At 63.9% G+C, this 19,926-nt stretch carries 19 protein-coding genes; 6 read left to right on the forward strand and 13 right to left on the reverse strand.

Features of this window, described 5'->3' with window-relative positions:
• Window positions 1-315: 315 nt before the first annotated feature.
• Both QZ634_RS13220 and QZ634_RS13225 read left to right on the forward strand, forming a co-directional pair.
• Window positions 316-1,479: a CaiB/BaiF CoA-transferase family protein gene (locus tag QZ634_RS13220; RefSeq protein WP_291989073.1), complete on the forward strand. Its 1,164-nt coding sequence runs from the start codon at window positions 316-318 to the stop codon at window positions 1,477-1,479.
• A 24-nt stretch (window positions 1,480-1,503) separates the two neighbouring features.
• The gene (locus QZ634_RS13225; RefSeq protein WP_291989075.1) at window positions 1,504-2,403 is read left to right on the forward strand and encodes an AEC family transporter; all 900 of its coding nucleotides are present in this window, start codon (window positions 1,504-1,506) and stop codon (window positions 2,401-2,403) included.
• Between the two features lie 24 nt (window positions 2,404-2,427).
• Here QZ634_RS13225 and QZ634_RS13230 read toward each other — a convergent pair whose 3' ends face one another.
• The 12 genes from QZ634_RS13230 to QZ634_RS13285 all read right to left on the reverse strand — a co-directional run bounded on the left by QZ634_RS13230 (window position 2,428) and on the right by QZ634_RS13285 (window position 15,352).
• Window positions 2,428-3,267, reverse strand: a complete 840-nt coding sequence (locus QZ634_RS13230) for a PP2C family serine/threonine-protein phosphatase (RefSeq protein ID WP_291989077.1) — start codon at window positions 3,265-3,267, stop codon at window positions 2,428-2,430.
• Between the two features lie 699 nt (window positions 3,268-3,966).
• Window positions 3,967-5,535: an ATP-binding protein gene (locus QZ634_RS13235; protein WP_291989079.1), complete on the reverse strand. Its 1,569-nt coding sequence runs from the start codon at window positions 5,533-5,535 to the stop codon at window positions 3,967-3,969.
• Window positions 5,532-6,794 carry a diguanylate cyclase gene (locus QZ634_RS13240; protein ID WP_291989080.1) on the reverse strand — a complete coding sequence of 421 codons (1,263 nt, stop codon included), beginning with the start codon at window positions 6,792-6,794 and terminating at the stop codon, window positions 5,532-5,534. Before QZ634_RS13240 ends, QZ634_RS13235 begins: the two co-directional genes overlap by 4 nt.
• A 21-nt stretch (window positions 6,795-6,815) precedes the next feature.
• Window positions 6,816-8,339 (reverse strand): circadian clock protein KaiC, encoded by a 1,524-nt coding sequence (gene kaiC / locus QZ634_RS13245; RefSeq protein WP_291989082.1) that lies wholly within the window; start codon window positions 8,337-8,339, stop codon window positions 6,816-6,818.
• A 3-nt stretch (window positions 8,340-8,342) separates the two neighbouring features.
• Entirely contained in the window at window positions 8,343-8,645 is a 303-nt protein-coding gene (gene kaiB / locus QZ634_RS13250) for a circadian clock protein KaiB (protein WP_291989084.1), read from the reverse strand.
• On the reverse strand, window positions 8,642-9,865 hold the full coding sequence (locus tag QZ634_RS13255) for a PAS domain-containing protein (protein ID WP_291989086.1): 1,224 nt from the start codon (window positions 9,863-9,865) through the stop codon (window positions 8,642-8,644). The genes kaiB and QZ634_RS13255 overlap by 4 nt, the downstream gene beginning before the upstream one ends.
• A gap of 47 nt (window positions 9,866-9,912) precedes the next feature.
• Window positions 9,913-10,206 (reverse strand): circadian clock KaiB family protein, encoded by a 294-nt coding sequence (locus QZ634_RS13260; protein ID WP_043565532.1) that lies wholly within the window; start codon window positions 10,204-10,206, stop codon window positions 9,913-9,915.
• Between the two features lie 27 nt (window positions 10,207-10,233).
• Entirely contained in the window at window positions 10,234-10,611 is a 378-nt protein-coding gene (locus QZ634_RS13265) for a response regulator (RefSeq protein WP_291989089.1), read from the reverse strand.
• Window positions 10,611-12,128, reverse strand: a complete 1,518-nt coding sequence (locus QZ634_RS13270; RefSeq protein ID WP_291989091.1) for an ATP-binding protein — start codon at window positions 12,126-12,128, stop codon at window positions 10,611-10,613. Before QZ634_RS13270 ends, QZ634_RS13265 begins: the two co-directional genes overlap by 1 nt.
• 123 nt (window positions 12,129-12,251) lie before the next feature.
• Window positions 12,252-13,508 carry a CaiB/BaiF CoA-transferase family protein gene (locus QZ634_RS13275; RefSeq protein ID WP_291989093.1) on the reverse strand — a complete coding sequence of 419 codons (1,257 nt, stop codon included), beginning with the start codon at window positions 13,506-13,508 and terminating at the stop codon, window positions 12,252-12,254.
• An 11-nt stretch (window positions 13,509-13,519) separates the two neighbouring features.
• On the reverse strand, window positions 13,520-14,704 hold the full coding sequence (locus QZ634_RS13280) for an acyl-CoA dehydrogenase (protein WP_291989095.1): 1,185 nt from the start codon (window positions 14,702-14,704) through the stop codon (window positions 13,520-13,522).
• A 111-nt stretch (window positions 14,705-14,815) separates the two neighbouring features.
• A complete protein-coding gene (locus QZ634_RS13285) occupies window positions 14,816-15,352 on the reverse strand; it encodes a DUF2062 domain-containing protein (protein ID WP_291989097.1) in 537 nt (178 codons plus the stop codon).
• Window positions 15,353-15,577: 225 nt separating this feature from the next.
• On the opposite strand from QZ634_RS13285, the gene QZ634_RS13290 reads away from it, so the two are divergent.
• The 4 genes from QZ634_RS13290 (at window position 15,578) to thrC (ending at window position 19,563) form a co-directional block, all read left to right on the forward strand.
• Complete coding sequence (locus QZ634_RS13290; protein WP_043565601.1) at window positions 15,578-15,835, forward strand: DUF2249 domain-containing protein; 258 nt, start codon at window positions 15,578-15,580, stop codon at window positions 15,833-15,835.
• A 127-nt stretch (window positions 15,836-15,962) separates the two neighbouring features.
• Complete coding sequence (locus QZ634_RS13295) at window positions 15,963-17,096, forward strand: hypothetical protein (RefSeq protein ID WP_291989099.1); 1,134 nt, start codon at window positions 15,963-15,965, stop codon at window positions 17,094-17,096.
• A 127-nt stretch (window positions 17,097-17,223) separates the two neighbouring features.
• On the forward strand, window positions 17,224-17,961 hold the full coding sequence (locus QZ634_RS13300) for a GGDEF domain-containing protein (RefSeq protein WP_291989101.1): 738 nt from the start codon (window positions 17,224-17,226) through the stop codon (window positions 17,959-17,961).
• A 114-nt stretch (window positions 17,962-18,075) separates the two neighbouring features.
• Window positions 18,076-19,563 carry a threonine synthase gene (thrC, locus tag QZ634_RS13305; RefSeq protein WP_291989103.1) on the forward strand — a complete coding sequence of 496 codons (1,488 nt, stop codon included), beginning with the start codon at window positions 18,076-18,078 and terminating at the stop codon, window positions 19,561-19,563.
• 114 nt (window positions 19,564-19,677) lie between these two features.
• On the opposite strand, the gene QZ634_RS13310 is transcribed toward thrC, so the two are convergent.
• Window positions 19,678-19,815, reverse strand: a complete 138-nt coding sequence (locus QZ634_RS13310; RefSeq protein ID WP_291865204.1) for a hypothetical protein — start codon at window positions 19,813-19,815, stop codon at window positions 19,678-19,680.
• Window positions 19,816-19,926 lie beyond the last annotated feature (111 nt).

A 19,926-nucleotide genomic window follows, 5' to 3' on the forward strand; every position in this document is an offset into this window, starting at 1 on the left:
CCGACAGCGCGAGTGCGATGCTTGTTCCGGACGCCTGGCCACGCACCTCGACAACCCGGACACGCCGAGCCAACCGCGATTCATGATAACGCGTTGTAGCCGTGGAGCATAACGGCCAGCGCTCGCGCCAGGCTCGGCGCGCAAGGCTTACAATGCACCATTTGCCGCGATTGGCCAGCATTGGCCATGCTGCGACTTTCCGGCCCTTGACCACACGCCACTCCACCACCCGACGCGTCCCACTTCGCAGTTCGGCGCGGACTTGCCGTGTGGCCATCGAGCCCTGCCAGCCCAACCCTTCGAAAGCCCCTCCGCATGCGCCCACCTCCTCTCGCCGGACTTCGCGTCCTTGATCTGACCAGACTTCTGCCAGGCCCGCTGGCCACCATGCACCTCGGCGATCTCGGCGCCGAGGTGATCAAGATCGAGGACACCGGCGGCGGCGATTACGCGCGCACCGCGGGCGCGGTGCACGGCAAGACCAGCTATTTCGAACTGGTCAATCGCAACAAGCGCAGCCTCACCCTGGACCTCAAGCAAAGCTCCGGCGTCGAGGCGTTCATGCGCCTCGCCGCCAACGCGGACGTCATCGTCGAGGGCTTTCGCCCGGGCGTCGTCGACAAGCTCGGCGTCGGCTACCAGGCTGTGGCGGCGATCAACCCACGCATCGTCTATTGCGCGATCACCGGCTACGGCCAGGACGGCCCCTACCGCGACCGCGCCGGCCACGACCTCAATTATCTGGCCTACAGCGGCCTGCTCGACCAGATCGGCGTCGCAGGCGGCGCGCCGGCGATTCCGAACTTCCAGATCGGCGACCTGCTCGGCGGCTCGCTGAGCGCGCTGATCGGGCTGCTCGCCGGCGTCGTCGACGCCCGTACCAGCGGCCGCGGGCGCTACGTCGACGTGTCGATGACCGACGCCGTTTTCGCCCACACCCTCTTCCCGCTGCTGGCAGTGCTCGACCGCGGACACGCCGTGCCGCGCGGCGAAGACCTGCTTTCCGGGGGCATGCCCAGCTACGGCGTCTATGCGACCAGCGACGGCCGTCACCTGGCGGTCAGCGCCATGGAGCCGAAGTTCTGGCAGACCTTGTGCGATACCCTCGACCGCCCCGACCTGCGTCCCTGTGCGTTTGCCACCGGCGCCGAGGGCCAGCGCATCCGCGGCGAACTGGAAGCGATCTTCGCCCGCCGCAGCCTGGCCGAATGGACCGCCGTTTTCGACGGCGTGGACTGCTGCGTGGCACCCGTCCTGCGCCTCGAGGAGAGTGTCGACAACGCGCAGTTGCGAGCGCGCGAGATGATCGTCGAGGTCGCTGGCGTCAAGCAGTTCGCGCCGCCGTTCAAGATCAGCGAGCACCCTTTCGCAGTCCGCCACGGCGCCCCGGCCGCCGGCGAACACAGTGCCGAGATCCTTGGCGAAGCCGGTTTCAGCGCCAGAGAGATCGCCACCCTGCGCGCACAGCAAGTGATCTGAAGCGAACCGGCCGAAGCCCGCGCCATGCAAGGCATCCTGCTCCTGCTTCCCGATTTTGGCCTGATCCTGCTCGGCTGGACGCTTTACCGGCTGGTCGATTTCGGCGAGAAATTCTGGAGCGGGCTGGAAAAACTCGTCTATTTCGTACTCTTTCCGGCACTGCTGTTCAAGGCCCTGGCCGGCACCAGAATCGATTTCGCCACCGCCGCCCCGCTGTTCGCCAGCGGCGCGGCGGCGCTTGGCTGTGGAGTGCTTTTCGGCCTCCTCGCAGCGCCCTTGTTCAAGCACAACAAAACGGTTTTCGCCTCACGCTTCCAGTGCGCTTTCCGCTTCAACTCCTATCTCGGACTGGCGGTAATCGGCAAGCTGCACGGCGCCCCGGGAATCGCCGCGATGGGAATTCTCATCGGCGCGATGGTGCCGCTGGCCAACCTCGCCTCGGTCTGGATGCTCGCCCGGCAAGGCAAGCTCGGCCTGCTCCGCGAAATGGTCCGCAATCCGCTGATCCTGGCCACCCTGGCCGGCTTTGCGTTCAGCGCCAGCGGCCTGGCGCTACCCGCCGCCGCCGGCCAGTTGCTGGGCAGACTCGGCGACGCGGCGGTCGCCCTCGGGCTGCTGGCCGTCGGAGCAGCGTTGAAGTTGCGCGGCACCTCCGGATCGCACGCGGCTTCCTGCTACCTGCTGGCGGTCAAGCTTCTGGCCGTGCCGGCGGCTGGGCTGCTGGCCGCCAGCAGCCTCGGCCTGAGCGGGGTGTATTTCGATACGGTGATCGTTTTCGCCGCCCTGCCGACGGCAACCTCAGCCTACATTCTGGCCGTACGCATGGGCGGCGACGGCCCCGGCGTCGCCTGGCTGGTTTCGGCGAACACGCTGGTGGCCATGCTCACGCTGCCGGTGTGGCTGACGATTGCCTTGCGCTACTGAGCAAACCCGAGCTTTCGCCAGCACTCATCGATCGGCCATCGCCGCCGCTTCCTCGCCGCTGGCGGCTGGCCGGACAACGACCACAGCCACCGAAACGTTGTCGCTGCCGTCGCGCTCACAGGCGAGTTCGACAAGCCGCTGGCTCGCTTCCCGAGGCTGCCGAGAAGCGACGACCTCGGCAATCTCAGCGGGGTCGACCGATGCGTGCAAGCCGTCCGAGCAGAGCACGAAGGTGTCGCCGATCTGCGGCGCGGCGCAACTTCGCGTGGCAATCTTCAGGCCCGAATAGGTCCCCAGGGAACGCATCAGGACGTTGCGCATCGGGTAAAGGCGGGCGGCCTCGGCGCTGAGCACGCCATTCTTGACCATTTGCTGGACCAGGGTGTGGTCCTCGGTCAGTTGCCGACAATGGCCGTCTGCACAGTGGTAGAGGCGGCTATCACCGACGTGCGCAAAAAACACGCTGCCATCCACGATCACCAGCGCGGTGGCCGTCGTTCCCATCCCCTCCAGCGAGGGATCCGCCAGGCCGGCCTGGCAAATCGCGCGGTTCGCGTCGAGCATCGCCCGTTCCAGGACACGTAAGCGATCCTCTCCCGGCTGCGCGGCAAAATAGCCGCGGCAAACGGTGTCCACCGCCAGCGTGCTCGCCACCTCGCCGCCGCGATGTCCTCCCATGCCGTCGGCGACCATCGCCAGCACGCCGAGACGTCTGCGCAGAGCGACGTCGTCCGGGCAAACAAAGGCCAGAGCATCCTCGTTGCTGCGTCGCACGCGGCCGACGTCACTGGCCATCCCGGCGTGCACGGTGTACTCGGTCGGCGGGTCGGAGATGGGGCCGCTCACTGGCGCCTTGGCAGGCATGGTGACCACGCCAAAGCCCGGTCAGCGCGTTCGCGAACAGCAAGGAGTCCGGGGTCGTGCGCAGGGCGCTGCGCCGCGTACGTCGGGACGACTCTCAGCAGCAATGGTGGCTCCTTTTCGAAGGAGCCACCATTGTGCCATGCGTCTCCGCCGTTTCGCGCCCGGGGCCTCGTATTTGACCTATCGCTGATGAGCAAAGAATACCCAGGGCACGACAGTCTACTGCTTGACGACAAGCGCCTGGATCACGTCTACCGACGTCCGGCGGCAGGCAAGCGGTTTCGCGTGCAGGCGAACGCGGTTGCAGAAGCCGACAAGTTCATCGTTGACCAAGGGTAGGGTTGCCTTCTTGACGAGACTTCAAGAAAGCTTGAAGGCAGCGGCTAATCCGGCGCCCATCCCGCACCCACCGTCATTGCGAGGAGGCGCAGCCGACGCGGCAATCCAGTGCCATTCTCTCACTGCCTTTCCGCCGCATCGCCAATGCGCAGCGCAAAATCCATGGATTGCCACGTCGGCTGATGAAGTGCGTCACGACGGCGTTGTCCCAGCAGTTGGCCTTGCAGCGCTCATGCTGGCTTGCCGGCGATGCCGGGAAAGAGCTGTGCGGTGGGCGCCAGTGGCAGACTGGCTGCCCCGATTCAACTGTTCGATGCACGGTGCGATCGTCGCCGATCTCCGGCAATGAAGACCTTCGCGTCAAACGCCATCGATCGCCTCGTCGCCGACCGGGCAACCGATCGGCAGAGTGACGCGGAAGCAGCAGCCTTCGCCGTCCTGCGCGCGCACCTCAATGCGTCCGCGGTGACGCTGAACGATACTGTGCGCGAGCGACAGGCCCAGCCCGGTGCCCTGACCAACCGGTTTGGTGGTAAAAAACGGCTCGAAGACCCGGGCCAGATTCTCCGGCGCAATGCCCTTGCCGGTGTCGCTGACTTCGACCCAGACGGTGTCGGCTTCGCAGCCGGTCCTGATGGTGATCCGGCCATACTTGTCGATCGCCTGCGCCGCATTGACCAGCAGGTTCATGAATACCTGATTGATTTGTGAAGGCGCGCAGTTCACCAGTGGCAGTTCGCCGTAGCGCTTCTCGACTTTCGCCTTGTACTTGATTTCATTCCAGGCAATGTTCAGGGTGCTTTCGAGACACTGGTGCAGGTCGCTCCGCTGCCAGTTGGGCTCGCCTGGCCGCGAGAAGTCCTTGAGGTCGAGAACGATGCGGCGTACACGGTCCAGGCCCTCGCGTGACTCGTTGACCAACCTCTTGAGGTCCACGCACAGCTCCGTGTAACCGATCTCCTCTTTGATCTGGTCGACCCGGGCAGAGCACTCGCTGCTGTGCGATCCGTCTTGTTCGTAGGCATCCACCAGCCGCAGCAGGTGGTCGGCATACTCGCCCAGGACGTCGAGATTGGAGAGCGCGAAACCGACCGGATTGTTCACCTCGTTTGCCACACCGGCGGCCAGCTGGCCGATCGCAGACATCTTCTCCAGTTGTCCTATGGCCGCCATCTTTTCTGATCGCAGCAACTGGCTGTGCGCCTCGGCGAGCTTTCCCTGGGCGATCTTGTCCTGAGTCAGGTCGGAGAACACGCCCACCAGATGCGTGAGCACGCCATCGCCGTCGTGGATCTGCGTGACCGAGAGAGACTGCGGGTAGAGTGAGCCGTCCTTGCGCCGGTTTATGACTTCTCCATGCCAGCAGCCCTCTTCGAAAATGGCCGCCCACATCCGGTCAAAAAAGGCACGGCCATGCTCCCCTGAGCCAAGCAGACGCGGCGTCATGCCGCGCGCCTCCTCCGCCGAATAGCCGGTAATCTCGGAAAAAGCGCGATTGACGCGGACGATGACGCCGTCGGGCCGGGTGACGACGAGGCCTTCCTGCACACTCTCGAACACCTGGTCGGCCAGCGCCAGCTGCTCCTCCATCGCGTATCGTACAGTGGTGTCGCGCAGGCTGACTGCGGTTGCCGGCTGGCCGAGCCATTCGAATCGCGAGGCACGCAGCTCGGCCCGACCGATACAACCCGCACGATCGATGTACTCGATTTCGGCATGCCTGCCGTCCAGCGTGATCGGCAGGCCAAGATCCTTTCCGACGAGTTCGCGGCCACCAAACATGTGATACGCGCCACGGTTGGCGTAAAGAACGACGCCCACCACATCGAGCACCAAGATGCCGTCCGGAATCGCCTCCAGCAAACCAAGGATAGTGTTTTCGTCGTACGACGGGGCTTGTTGTTGAAGAGTGTGCAAGTTATTGATCATCGGTCGGTCCCTGCGTCGTCAGTTACGCTGAACAAGTGGTAGCGATTTCTGCCCGCCCGTTTGGCCTGGTACATTGCCTGGTCGGCATCGCGCAATAAGGTATCGGAATTGGCCGCGTCTTGCGGGTAAAGCGTCGCACCAATGCTGGCGGACACTTCAACGACGGCATCGCCAATGCGCACGGGTTCGCCTGTAACCTGCAACATGCGCGCCAGCACCGGCTCGCAGTCCTGCGGATGCTCGAGGTCGATGAGCACGGCGACAAACTCGTCGCCGCCAAGGCGGGCCAGCGTATCTCCCTCGCGCAACACGTCCTTCAGACGCTGTGCGATGACGATCAGCAACTGGTCGCCAACGTCATGGCCATGCAGGTCATTCACCGCCTTGAAGCCGTCAAGGTCGAGGAAGGCCACGGCCAGCGAACGATTTCGCCGCTGGCTCTGGGCGCAGGCCAGCGGCAGGCGGTCCGCCAACAGGACCCGGTTGGGCAACCGGGTCAGGCCATCATAGTGCGCAGCCTGTTCGAGCCGCTCCTGGTGTTCTTTGATCATCGTGATATCGGAAAAAAAGCCGACGTAGTTCTGCGTTGTGCAATCGACATCGTGCACGGCGCTGATGGTCAACAACGCGGCATAGAACTCACCGTTCTTGTGCCGGTTCCAGATTTCACCAGACCAATACCCCAGGGTCGTCAGAGCGAGCCACATGCCGCCATAGAAGTCGGCTGCTTGCCGACCCGAGGCGAACATGCTCGGGTTTCTGCCCAGGACTTCTTCGCGGCTGTAGCCCGAGATTCGGCTGAAGGCATCGTTGACCTTGACGATGGTGCCCGCGGCGTCGGTAATGGCGATCCCCTCGCGGGCGTAGGTAAAGACCTTGGCCGCCAGGTGCAGCTCGGCCTCGGCGTGCCGCAGGTGTTCGGAGATGTCGGTGAGCACCACCAGATAGGCATCGAGCCCACCCCAGTGGGTCTTCTGGGCGCGCACCTGCGCATAGCCAGGCTTGTTCCCGATCGAGCGCAGAATCTGGATTTCAGTGGCCTGGCCCTCGGCGACGATCGGCACCCCGAGCCCTGCGCCCAGCAGGTCAGCTGCTGGTCTGCTGAACAGATCGCAGGCGCTGGGGTTGCAGTAAAGAACCTTGCCCCTGAGATCAAGAATCAGAATGCCGTCGCTGGTCGTCTCGACGATGGCGTTGAAGCGCTCGCGACTTCCGTGCCGTGGTTTTCTCGGCGCTCGCGTGGTCTCGCCAATCGACATCGCATGCCCTCGCCTGCCGACCTACTCGCCGAGTTCTTCCCTGAACAGCGAACCCATGCGCTCGATTTCCGGCTGCGAGATCTGCATCGGCTGGCCGGAAAGAATCCCGGCGATGCCGTGGAACTGCGCGCCGATGTGCATCCCCTGCCCGTCGATGGCGTACTCCCTGATCCCCTTGTCGTGCATCGAGCCACGCATCTTGAGCACCGTGATGCCCCGCCGCATCTCGCCGAACATTTCCACGTAACGAAGCAGGAGGATCGAGTCGGTAATCGTCGAAATGTGTTCCTCGGTGATCGACGCGCCGCCCAGCAAGGTCGGCGTTGTGGACGAGAACAGCCCGACGATTTCCTGATGCTTGATGAACGAGGTGATGCCGATGACAAATTCGCGAAAACCCTTGCCGGTGGACACCCGCTCAAGTGCGGAAAGGCTGTCCACCGCGACGCGCGTCGGCGCGAAGGCGCGAATTTCCTTCTTCATCCGGATCAGGTGGTCCTCGAGGCCCATCACCTCGGGGTACACGCAGACCACCTTCAGCCTGCCTTCCTGCTCCATGGTCTCGAAATCCATTCCCCAGCCGGAGGCATTGCGAAAGAGTTGCTCGCGGCTTTCCTCGAAGGCAAAAAGCAGGCATCGATCGTCCTGCTTCTGTGCGCCACTGACGAAGGCGGTCACCAGCAGCGTCTTGCCGCAACCAGTCGCCCCCGAGACAAGGATGATCGAGTCACGGAAAAAGCCGCCGCCGCACATTTCGTCAAGCGTGTCGTTACCGGACGTCACGCGCAAGGTCGACGACTTCTGCTCAAGCTTGGTCTCCGAGAGGGGAATGATCACCACGCCCTCGCCGGGAATTACCGTGAAGGGGAACTCGCCCTTGGCGTGGTCGGTACCCCGGAACTTGAGGATCTCCACCGTCCTGCGCCGCTTCTCGTCGTCGAGGACGTTGCGCAGAATGATCACATTGTCGGCGACGAACTCCTCGACGCCAAAGCGGGCCAGCGTACCGTACTCCTCGGTTCTTTCAGCCGTCAGGATCGCCGTCACGGCCATTTTCTTGAGCGCCACGGCCATGCGATAGAGCTCACCGCGAACCGTCGCGACGTCCGAGAACTGACTGAATACGGCGCCCAGCGAGTCGACCGATACGCGTTTGGCCTGCACCTTGCCGACCGCATACTCGATGCGCGCGACCAGCGCGCCCAGATCGTAACTCCCGGCTTCGACGACCTCCTGGTCCGGTTGCGGACTGGCGTCGACGAAGGCCAGCTTGCCGTCGCGCACGAACTCCCCAAGTTCCCAACCAAAGCTGAGCATATTGCTCATCACATCGTCCGGCGACTCTTCGAAGGTGACGAAGACGCCTCCCTCGCCGCGGCGGATCCCCTCGACAAGGAACTGGACGGCAAAGACCGTCTTGGAGCTTCCCGCGGTCCCCGACAGGAGACAGGTGCGACCCTTGGGAAGCCCGCCCACGGAGACATGCTCGAAACCCGGAATGCCGGTTTCGAGCTTTTCCACTGCCGTGATCACTGAGCCGGACATGACCTATTTCCCCTTTCTTTCTTTGGCGCCACCCAGCGCCGCAATGTCGAGTCCGAGCAAGACCTTCTCGGTATCGCTGAGATCCCCGATGACCCGCCGCAAGGGCGGCGGCAGCTCTTTTACCAGGGTCGGCGTAGCCAGTATCTTTTGGTCCTCCGCCAGCTGCGGCTGCTCGAGGACGTCGATCACGGTCATTTCGTACGTTCCCTGGAGTTCTTCGGCGCAAATCCGCTGCAGGTTCCTGATGCCCTTCTCCGAACGCGGCGTATGCCCCGTCACGTAAAGGGTCAGTCTGAATTTGTTCATGTGGATTCCTTCTTCGACCTGCTGTGCACCGCTTTAGTATTCGACTCCCGCACGCTGTGGGCCGCGGCCGGGACGCGGGAGTAGTTCTTGCGATAGAACGACAACAGGTCCCCCATCAGTTCAAGCACCAGGAAGCGCCCTTCTTCAATCATTGCCTTCGCCTTCGCCGCGGGAATGCCCTTGGTGTTCCTTGTCAGCGTCTGCGCGTGCAAGTCCGCGACATCGCGCGCACCGGCTTGCAGATAACCCAGGTCGTCGGCGAGTTCTCGCAGCTGATCTGAAACGGGATTATCGACTTTGAAGGCCAGATTCTCCACCGCCAGCTCCAGCGTCCTGCCGTACCTGTGCACCAATTCGTCAAATACGCCCGCGGCCGAGCGTGAAAGGGGGGCCGAACCATACATGCCACCGACGACGGATAATACAGGAGAGTTAGCCACCGTATACCGTCGCTCGATCTCCTCAAGGAGCTTCTCCGACTGCTGCAACTGAAGGCGCGCCTCCTCGAGCGCAGCCTGGTCGGTTTTGTGCTGGGTCAGGTCGGAAAAGATACCGACCAGGTGCGCAACCTGGCCATCGCCGTCCTGAATTCGCGAGATCGAGAGCAACTCGGGATAGAGCGAGCCGTCCTTGCGCCGGTTCACTATTTCGCCGTGCCAGAAGCCCTGCCCGGCGATCGACTCCCACATCCGCTCGAAGAAGGCGCGATCGTGCTCGCCCGATTTCAACAGACGCGGCGTGTTGCCGAGCGCTTCTTCAAGCGAGTAACCGGTGATGGTCGTAAACGAGCGATTGACGCTGACAATCACCCCATCGGGTCGGGTAACGATGATCCCTTCGCGGGCGTTCTCGAAGACCTGGCCAGCCAGCGCCAATTGCCTTTCCAGGGCGCGTCGTTCGGTAATGTCACGCAGGCTGGCAACGGTGGCCGGTTGCCCCAACCAGTCAAATGTCGCGGCGCGCAGCTCGGCACAGCCGACTCGGCCCGCACTGTCAATCACCTCGATGTCGGCATGCCTTTCGCCGGCCATAATCGGCAGGCCAAGATTCTTGCCGAGCAGCCGGCGGCCCCCGAACATGCGATGCGCGCTGTCATTGGCATAGAGAACGATGCCCATCGCATCAAGGACGATCATCCCGTCCGGCATTGCCGCGAACAGGCGGAGAACGGCGTCCTTGTCGAAAGACGGATCCTCCTGAATTTTTGGGCGCGGGCTCATCGGTCGGTCAAAAGCTTATGCGCAAGGAACGAAGAGCGAAACATCGATCAGCCGCCCTCGCCACCTGTGCCATCGCTGGCGATGATCGAGAGAATCTTCTCGGACTGGGAAATGGCGCCGAGCAGCTTGAGGACCGGCAAGGGCACCAGGCGGACCAGCGTAGGGGTGGCAAAAACGTCGCCCTGAAGTGCTTTCTCCGGCTCCTCGAGGACGTCGACCACGTCGAGCACCCAGTTGTCCAAGCCGACTTCGGTGTCCATTGTCCGGCCCAGACTGGCGACCTGTTGCCGGATTTCGTCATTGACCCCGGCAACGTACAGGGTCAGTTGGAGTTTGCTCATGGCTTGCCTTCCTTCTCGCGGGGGTGGTCAATCGCCGTTGATGATCGACTTCACGATGATGCGGATTTGCTTGGGCGAAAGTGGCTTGGCGGCAAGCTGGAAACGGAGGCCGGCCTGCTGGGCACGGCGCAGCCCTTCCATGTACTCCTGGGCAAAAGCGGTGGCAACATAGACCGGAATCGTCGCATCCGTGGCCTGCAGACGGCGCAGCGTTTCGACACCGTCCAACCCGGGCATTTTGAGGTCCAGGAACACCAGGTCGGGACGCCGGGCAGCCGCAAGCTCCAGACCGATCTGCCCGCTGTCTGCCAGCTGAACCTCGTAACCGTCATCGGCCAGCGCGAGTTCAAAGGCGTCACGCACGGCGCGATCATCGTCGATTACCAGAACCACTCCTGCCGTCATCAGGCTTCCTCGGGGAAAACATCAAGTTCAATGGAAAACACCGCGCCGCCGTCCAGCATGTCGGCCAGGGTCAATTTTCCGCCCGCATTGTCTATCAACTGCCGAGAAACCGCCAGACCCAATCCGGTGCCGCTCCCCGTCTCTTTGGTGGTGAAAAATGGATCGAAGATCCTGGCCTTGATGGCGTCCGGAACACCAGGACCATTGTCGGCGACACGTAGCACGGCACGCGAGTTGTCGAACTGCTCGAGCGTGACACTCACGCAATGGGGCGCTGGCGACTCCTTGAAGGCGTGGCAGGCGTTGAACAACAGGTTGAGCAGCACCTGCTGGAGCGCATCGTGACTGCAACGCAGGCGCGGCACGGGCGCCGGCAGGCGGAGGTCGACCAGCACATCTGCCTGCCGGCGCTCGCCCTCGATGAGCACCAGCGTATCGGCAAGGACCCGCGCCGGGTCGCAGTTCTGGTCGGCGACCGAAAGTGGCATGCGTGAAAACACCAGCATGTTCTTGACGATGCGCGCAATGCGCTCGACTTCGCCGACGGCACGCTCGAGCATGCTGCGCGGCCGCCCCGCCTCCAGCTTCCCGATGGCGTATTCGAGATAACCGAGGATGCCCATCAGCGGATTGTTCACTTCGTGGGCGACGCCACCGACCAGCGTTCCCAGGGCGCTCAGCTTTTCCATCTGCAGCATTTGTGCCTGCGACTGCTCGAGCGCCTGGTGCGCCGCTTCGAGTTTCGCCGTGCGCTCGACGACCTTTCCTTCCAACTCCGCGTTCAGCGTTCTCAGTTCTTCCGTGGCCATGGCGCGCGCACTTTCGACCTTCTTCAATTGCTCCGCCATGGCGTTGAAGCTGCGTGAAAGCGTCCCGAACTCGTTACTGTCGGCGACCGGAATGACCTGCTCCAGATCGCCACTCGCTGCCCGGCGCAGCCCCTCGAGCAGCACCTCGAAGCCCCGGTTCAGGCGTCGCGACAAGAGGCTCAGGAAAAGCACGCTGAGCAACGACAGGGTGACCAGCACAACGATGATCCGCGTATTCGCTGCACCGCGGACGCGCCCCATGGCCGCGCGCTGAAGATCGGCCAGTTGCTGCGCCTTGAAGCCCAGGCCCTGCACATTCACCAGCAGCGCACCGATGACCTGCTCGCGTGCGCTGGGGTGAGCCTCGAGCAGCAGGTCCAGCAGGCGCACACCGTCCTCATGGTCCTGGCGGAGGGTTTCCAGCAGTTGCTCACCCCCGGGCTCGCTGAAGCGCGCGCCGGCCAACACGCTACTCAGCGAGATCTGTTGTCGGCGCAACTGGGTGCTTGCCCCGGAACTACCGTGGAGCAGGTATTCCTGGGTCAGGATGTTCATGTTGGACACCTCGCGACCAAGCTGCTCGGCGATGTCTGCACCCTGGCGAATGCGCGCGATCTCATTCCAGGAAGCCCACAGGACGCCACCTACCAGAACGGCCAGCAGGGCAGGCAAAAGGGCGGCAATACGGAGCTGGCTGCGGATGAGCATGGTCGCGGACTCAAGGGATGACCATCAGGGTGGCAGGCTTGACCACTTTCAGGGCATCCGGATGGATGAAAGACTGCCGCTCGCTTTGTCGGCAGGCGCACCCGCCAGGAGGCTCCGACACGACTAGACGATCCCCGCTTGGCGAAGCGCCGCGATCTGCGTGTCGCTGTGGCCAAGTTCGCGCAACACGGTCACGCTATCTTCGCCGAGTGCCGGCGGCGCCTTGCGGTAGCCGACCGGCGTCGCTGACAGGTGTATCGGGTTGGCGACCTGCGGCGCGCTGCCGCCGCTGGCGTGCGGCATGTCGAGGCGCATGGCACGCGCCAGGACCTGCGGGTCGGCGAAAACAGCGGCCAGATCGTTGATCGGGCCACAGGGCACGGCGGCCTTCTCGAGCGCGGCCATCCATTCGCCGGTCGTGCGCAGCACGGTGTTTTGCCGGAGCAGTGGAATCAGCGCCTGGCGGTTCCTGACCCGCGCCGCGTTGCTGCTGAAGCGCTCGTCGCCGGCCCACTCGGGACGCCCGGCAACGGCGCAGAAGCGTGCGAACTGGCCGTCGTTGCCGATGGCCAGGATCATGTCGCCATCGGCGGTCGGAAAGTTCTGATAGGGGACGATGTTCGGGTGGGCGTTGCCCATGCGCTGGGGTGCCGTCCCGGATACCAGATAGTTCATGGCCTGATTGGCCAGGCAGGCGATTTGCACGTCGAGCAGGGCGAGGTCGATGTGCTGGCCGTCGCCGCTGCGAAACCCGTCCCGGTCGCGATACGCCAGCGCGGCGAGAATGGCGTTGCCGGCGTAGAGACCGGTGAGGATGTCGGTGAGCGCGACGCCGACTTTCTGCGGCCCGGCGCCGGGCTCGCCATCCGGCGTGCCGGTAAGGCTCATCAGGCCACCCATGCCCTGGATCAGGAAGTCGTAACCGGCGCGCTCCGCGTAGGGTCCCTGCTGCCCGAAACCGGTGATCGAGCAATAGACGAGCTTGGGGTTGAGCGCGCGCAGGCTGTGCTGATCGAGGCCATAGGCGGCCAGACCGCCGACCTTGAAGTTCTCGATCAGCACATCGGAGTTGCACGCCAGCCGGCGAACGATTTCCTGCCCCTCGCGACGGGTGATATCGACGGTCAGCGAGCGTTTGTTGCGGTTGGTACACAGGAAGTACGCTGCCTCGCGCGTCGCCTGGCCGTCGCCATCGGCCAGCCACGGCGGCCCCCAGGCGCGCGTGTCGTCACCGCAGCCCGGCCGCTCGACCTTGATCACGTCGGCGCCGAGGTCAGCGAGCAACTGACTGGCCCAGGGGCCGGCGAGTACGCGTGACAGGTCGAGCACGCGCAGATGCGACAGTGCGCCGCCGCTGTTCGCCCGCGAAACGGTGGACATCGCCGGCGGCTTCAGAAAGCGGCGATGCCGGTCTGTGCCCGACCGAGGATCAGCGCATGCACGTCGTGCGTGCCTTCGTAGGTATTGACCACTTCGAGGTTGACCATGTGGCGAATGACGCCGAACTCGTCGGAGATACCGTTGCCGCCGAGCATGTCACGTGCGCAGCGCGCGATGTCGAGCGACTTGCCGCACGAGTTGCGTTTCATCATCGAGGTGATGTCCGGAGTCGCCGTGCCTTCATCCTTCATGCGCCCAAGGCGCAGGCAGCCCTGCAGGGCCAGGGTGATTTCGGTCTGCATGTCGGCGAGCTTCTTCTGGATCAACTGATTGGCGGCCAGCGGACGACCGAACTGCTGGCGATCGAGGGTGTACTGGCGCGCCGTGTGCCAGCAGGACTCGGCCGCGCCAAGCGCCCCCCAGGAGATGCCGTAACGCGCTGAATCGAGGCAGGTAAACGGCCCCTTCAGGCCACGGATGTCGGGGAACGCGTTCTCCTCGGGAACGAAGACCTCGTCCATGACGATTTCGCCGGTGATCGAGGTGCGCAGTCCGACCTTGCCGTGGATGGCCGGCGCCGACAGGCCTTGCATTCCCTTGTCGAGGATGAAGCCGCGAATCGCGCCGGCGTCGTCCTTGGCCCAGACGATGAAGACATTGGCGATCGGTGAGTTGGTGATCCACATCTTGCTGCCCGACAGTCGGTAGCCGCCGTCAACTGCGCGCGCCCTGCTGGTCATGCCGCCGGGGTCGGAACCGTGGTTGGGTTCGGTAAGTCCAAAGCAGCCGATCAGTTCGCCACTCGCCAGACGTGGAAGGTACTTGCTTTTCTGCGCCTCGCTGCCGAAAGCGTGGATCGGCACCATCACCAGCGACGACTGGACGCTCATCATCGAGCGATAGCCCGAGTCGACCCGCTCGACCTCGCGGGCGACCAGACCGTAGCTGACGTAGTTGAGGCCGGCGCCACCGTACTCGGTTGGAATCGTCGCGCCCAGGAGGCCCATCTCGCCCATTTCGCGGAAAATCGCCGGATCGGTACGCTCGTGGCGAAACGCATCCTGAACGCGCGGCAACAAGCGGCCCTGACAGTAGTCGCGCGTGGCGTCGCGCAGCATGCGCTCGTCTTCGCTCAACTGCGCCTCGATAAGTAACGGGTCGTCCCAGCAAAAGCGTGCGTTGGATGCGTTGACCATCGACCTCTCCTGAGTGTTGTTGTGACCTTCCTGCCCCCGTCGGCACCCTTGCGCAATGCACCGGTTAGTGGCCGACAGCAGCAGGGATTGAGTATCCTTTGCCGATTGCGATCAGGCAAGCCTTTGCCGGCGCCGGCGCCAGGCCTTGATCAGATACAGCCGCCAGGCCGCCCGCGTCGCCATATAGCCCAACGCCGAGAGTGCGCTGGCGAGAGCGACGAGGCCCAGTGCCAGTGGCTTGGCCACCACCAGCATCCATGCCTGCATGGCCTCGGTCCACGCGGCAAAGGCGGTGACGCTGAACTCCGGCGGAGCGACGAAGCCCGCGCTATCGCCAGTCAGCAAGCGCCCCAGCTGATACGCGACCAGGTACAGCGGCACGATGGTGAAGGGATTGGTGTACAGAGTGACCAGAAGAGCCAGCGGCAGATTGATGCGAAACTTCACCGCGGCAAGCGCCGCGCCGATCATTTGCAGCGGGCCGGGAATCAGCCCGCAGAACAGACCGGTGGCCACGGCGCCGGCGGCCGAATGGCGGTTCAGATGCCACAGCCGCGGGTGCAGCAAGGACGACTGGAACGGCCGCAGCCACGGGTTGTTACGGATGGTTTCCTGAGCGGGAAGGTATTTCTTGAGATAGCTGCGCATCCTGCTCATTATGCGCGAGAACAGCCGTTCGCTGCAGACACCGGCCCATCCCCGGGCCTTGCTCGCTGGCCCGGCTCGCCAGCGGCTTTTCCCCGGTCATTCCCGCCGCTTGCGTAGCACTCCCGAGCCGGCGGTACGGATATTGCCGGCCCATATCAAAGACAGTCTACGGCCGGCGTCGGAAAATCCGCTCTTTCAACCCCCTTGTTGCTCACGGAGACCACCATGCATGCATGCGACCAGCCCACTCAGGAAGCCGTCTATCCCTTCGACGCACGTGGCGTCGCGAAGCGCTTTCGCCACGCGGCGATCTTTGGCGCCCTCGATGCCTTGCTCGCCGGCGAAACGATGCGCTTCTGCAACGATCACGATCCGCTGCCCTTGCTCGCCCAGTTGCAGGCGCGCTTCGGCGACGCGCTGCAGATCAAGTACGTCCAGCGCGAAGCGGGCGCCATCGTCATCGACTTCACCAGAATGGCTTGACGGCAGACCGCCGCATTCACCGCCAGCAGGCGGCCAACTGCGCGCGAACGACGGCCTATAGCCGCCGCCAGCCAGGGGCTGGGCGACCTGTTCCTGGCGCAAAGGCGGCTGGCGAGCGTGTGACAGGGTGCTGATCTACCTGGGGTTTTCTGCCGTCGCGGTCTTCCTTGCCGCGCTGGTGTTACTGCATTCCGGCGGCACGTCGGTCGCGGCAGTCGCACACCTGGTATTCACGGTCGCCGTGGTGCCGCTGATCTTTGCCGCCATCAGCCATTTCATTCCCGTGCTGACGCGCAGCCGCGCGGCCCCACGCGGCGTTGTGCTGCTGCCACTGCTGCTGCAGGTGGCCGGCGTGGTGACCTTTCTCGCCTTCCGGGGCACGCTGCCGGAGAGTGCTGTGTACGCGGCGGCGAGCGTCACCCTTCTCGTCGCACTGCTGTTTTCCGGCTGGATGATTCTGCGTGCCCGACGAACGCTGGGCAGAGCGCACCCCGGCTGGCGCTGGTACCTGCTGGCCATCGCCTTCCTGGCGGCCGCGCTGCTGCTGATCCCGGCGATGAACGGGTGGCCACAGGCACGACCGCAGCTGCGCCTGCTACACCTGCATCTCAATACCCTGGGTTTCATTGGCTTGACTGCGCTGGGAAGCTTGCAGGTTCTCTTGCCGACGGTCTTGCGAACACCCGACGCCGGAGCCGCGCAACGGCTGCGCCGCCAGTTGCCCTTCGCCGCCGGCGCGGTGCTTGCCGTTGCCTTCGGCGCCGCTTTCTGGCCACCGCTGTCGCTGGCGGGGGCGCTCGTATTGCTGGCCGTCACGCTGCAGATCGCCAACGCCTGCCTACGCCGCCACGGCTGGCAAACCCTGAGCGCCAATGGTACGGCAGCGGCGCTTTTCGCGGCGCTGGCCGGCTTTGCGCTGCTGCTCATCCTCGGCAGCGCACATGCCTTTGCCCTTGGCAACGGCGGTGACGCGGTGCCGGCGTTTGTCGTCGCTTTCCTCCTGCCGCTGGTCAGCGGCGCCCTGTCGGAACTGCTGCCGGTCTGGTACCTGCCCGGCAGGCGAACGCCGGCGCGTGACCGGATGCACGCCGAACTCCGCTGTGGCGGCACCTTGCGCGCCATCCTGCTCCTCGTCGGCGGCGCCCTGCTGGCGCTGGGAATGGGCGAGGGCTTGTGGTTTGCGGCGCTGGCGCTGCTCTCCTTCGTGGTCGCCCTGCTCCGCTCGCTGGCCACCGCCGGGGCTCGCCGAACGACGCAATAAGGACATAATTCTCATTGCCAAACAATTTCTTACAAGATATCTGAGAAAAAAGTCTCAAGATCTGCGAAGCCTATCCGTATCTGGAACTATGGCCGACGCACAGCGGCCCCCAGACGGAGCCAACGAGATGTTCAAGCACGATCAGTCTTCCCCTCTACAGTCATCCCGGCACGCGTCACGCCGGCCGCACCGGCTGCCGGATCTCGCCCACCTGCCCCTGCCGATGCTCGGCCATGCCGTCCTGCCGACGGGCAACGGCCGCGTCCATCACCCGCACATCCGTCGCGTCGAAGCGCCCGTGCCTGCAAAAAGCGCGCTGGAACTACTGGTCGCCGAAGCGCGTATCGCGGAACTCGAGAGCGCCTTGAGCGAAGCACGGCAAGCGGCCTTTACGGACGCCCTGACCGGAGCCCTCAACCGGCGCGGCTTTGACGAAGCCTATCAGCGCGAACTGGCTCGATCGCGTCGCAATGGCAGTCAACTGGCCATTGCCCTGATCGACGTCGACGACTTCAAGCGCCTGAACGACACCCTGGGCCACCAGACGGGCGACCAAGCGCTGGTGCATTTGGTCAAGACCCTGCGCGCGGCGCTGCGTCCGTCGGACATCCTGTGCCGTTTCGGTGGCGAGGAGTTTGTCCTCCTGCTGCCCGAGACCGCACTCGACGAGGCAGTCGCCGCCATTTCCCGTTTCCAGCGCCGCTTCGCCGCCAGCCCCATGCCCGGCTGCGAGGTTCCGGTGACCTTCAGCGCCGGCGTCGTCGTCCGGCAGAGCAGCGAATCGCTCGCAGACGTGATTCTCCGTGCCGACGCGGCGACCTATGCCGCCAAACGCGCGGGCAAGAACTGCGTGATCGGCGGCTGAGTCTGGCCAAGCGCTTGCCCTGCGGCGGGGTTCGGCGCCAAGGGCGCCGCGCCCCGGCGTGATAAACTGCGACTCCGCCGGCGTCCAGCGGCATTCCCACTTACGGTCATCAACATGCGCTATCTCTCGACTCGCGGCCAGAGCAACTCCGACACCAAAAACTCGGCGGCGCCGAGGTTCACCGAGATTCTCCTCGCCGGCCTGGCACCCGACGGCGGTCTCTACCTCCCCGAGTCGTATCCACAGGTCGGCAGAGCCGAACTCGAAGAGTGGCGCGGTTTGTCGTACGCCGATCTGGCGTACGCGGTGCTCTCCGGGTTCATCGATGATATCCCTGCCGCCGATCTGCAGGCCCTGATCGCCAGAACCTACACCGCGCAGGTGTACGGCAACGGTCGCAGCCGTGAGCAGGCCGCCGAAATAACGCCCTTGCGTTGGCTGGAGAAACCCGACGAGGCCCGCGACGAAGGCGGCCTGGCGATCCTCGAACTGTCCAACGGCCCAACGCTGGCCTTCAAGGACATGGCCATGCAACTGCTCGGAAATCTCTTCGAGTACGTCCTGGCCAAGCGTGGCGAGGAGATCAACATCCTCGGCGCAACCTCGGGGGACACGGGTTCATCGGCCGAGTACGCGATGCGCGGCAAGGAAAGGCTGCGCGTCTTCATGCTCTCGCCGCACCAGCGGATGAGCGCTTTCCAGCGCGCGCAGATGTATTCCCTGCACGATGAAAACATCCACAACATAGCCGTGCGCGGCAGCTTCGACGATGCCCAGGATATCGTCAAGGCGGTGTCCAGCGATCACGCCTTCAAGGCGCGCTACAGGATCGGCGCGGTCAATTCGATCAACTGGGCGCGCATTGCCGCACAGATCGTGTATTACTTCAAGGCCTATTTCGCGGCCACCGGCGGGGTTGGCGGGAGCAGTGATCGACAGGTGGCCTTTGCCGTACCTTCTGGCAATTTCGGCAACATCTGTGCCGGCCACATCGCCCGCATGATGGGCTTGCCCATTGGCCGCCTGGTGCTGGCAACCAACGAAAACGATGTCCTCAAGGAGTTTTTCCAAAGCGGCGTCTACCGCCCACGTGTCAGCGCCGAAACGCACGCCACATCGAGTCCGTCGATGGACATATCAAAGGCGTCGAACTTCGAACGCTTTGCCTTTGATCTCGTCGGCCGCAATGCCAGCGTGATCCGAAACCTGTGGAGCGCCGTTGACGCAGGCGGCAGCGTCGACCTCTCCAAGACGTCGTTTTTCGCGAAGCTTTCCGACTTCGGTTTTGCCGCCGGCAGGAGCACCCATGCCGACCGCCTGGCGACAATACGCCAGACCTTCGAGAAATATGGCTTGGTGATCGATCCGCACACCGCCGACGGACTGAAGGTCGGCAGCGAACTGCGCAGTCCGGACATGCCGATGGTCGTGCTCGAAACCGCCCTGCCGGCCAAGTTCGAGGAAACCATCGGCGAAGCACTGGGCCGCCGACCCGAGCGACCTGCGGCTCTGCAGGGTATCGAAGACCTGCCGCAACGGGTTGAGGTGATCGACGTCAGCGTCGATGCGGTGAAGGCGATCATTCGGCGACACCTGGACTGATCACCTAAGACCAGGAATTGAAAAGGGCGCCTTGTGGCGCCCTTCTCCTCGCTACAGATTTGCCCTTGCATCGCCCCCCGAGTAGCGCGCAAATTCTGCTGCCGAGCGATTCCTTCAGAGGTAGATGACGGCCGGGAAAACGGCGGCGGCGAGTACCAGCACCAGCCACTCTAGGTTATGACGCGCCAGGAATCCGGTGAAGTGCATGATCAGAATCGCGATCGCCACCACGTAAAACAACGCAAACAGCATCCGAACCCCCTTTCCCTAAATCCACCAACCACAACTTCCATCCTGCCTCACGTCGACCGGCGCCGATTATATAACGCATTGGCCAGCCCCCGACGGTCAGCGCGGCGTGTC

Source organism: Candidatus Accumulibacter sp. ACC007 (assembly GCF_907163205.1).
In the GTDB taxonomy this organism is placed as follows: domain Bacteria; phylum Pseudomonadota; class Gammaproteobacteria; order Burkholderiales; family Rhodocyclaceae; genus Accumulibacter; species Accumulibacter regalis.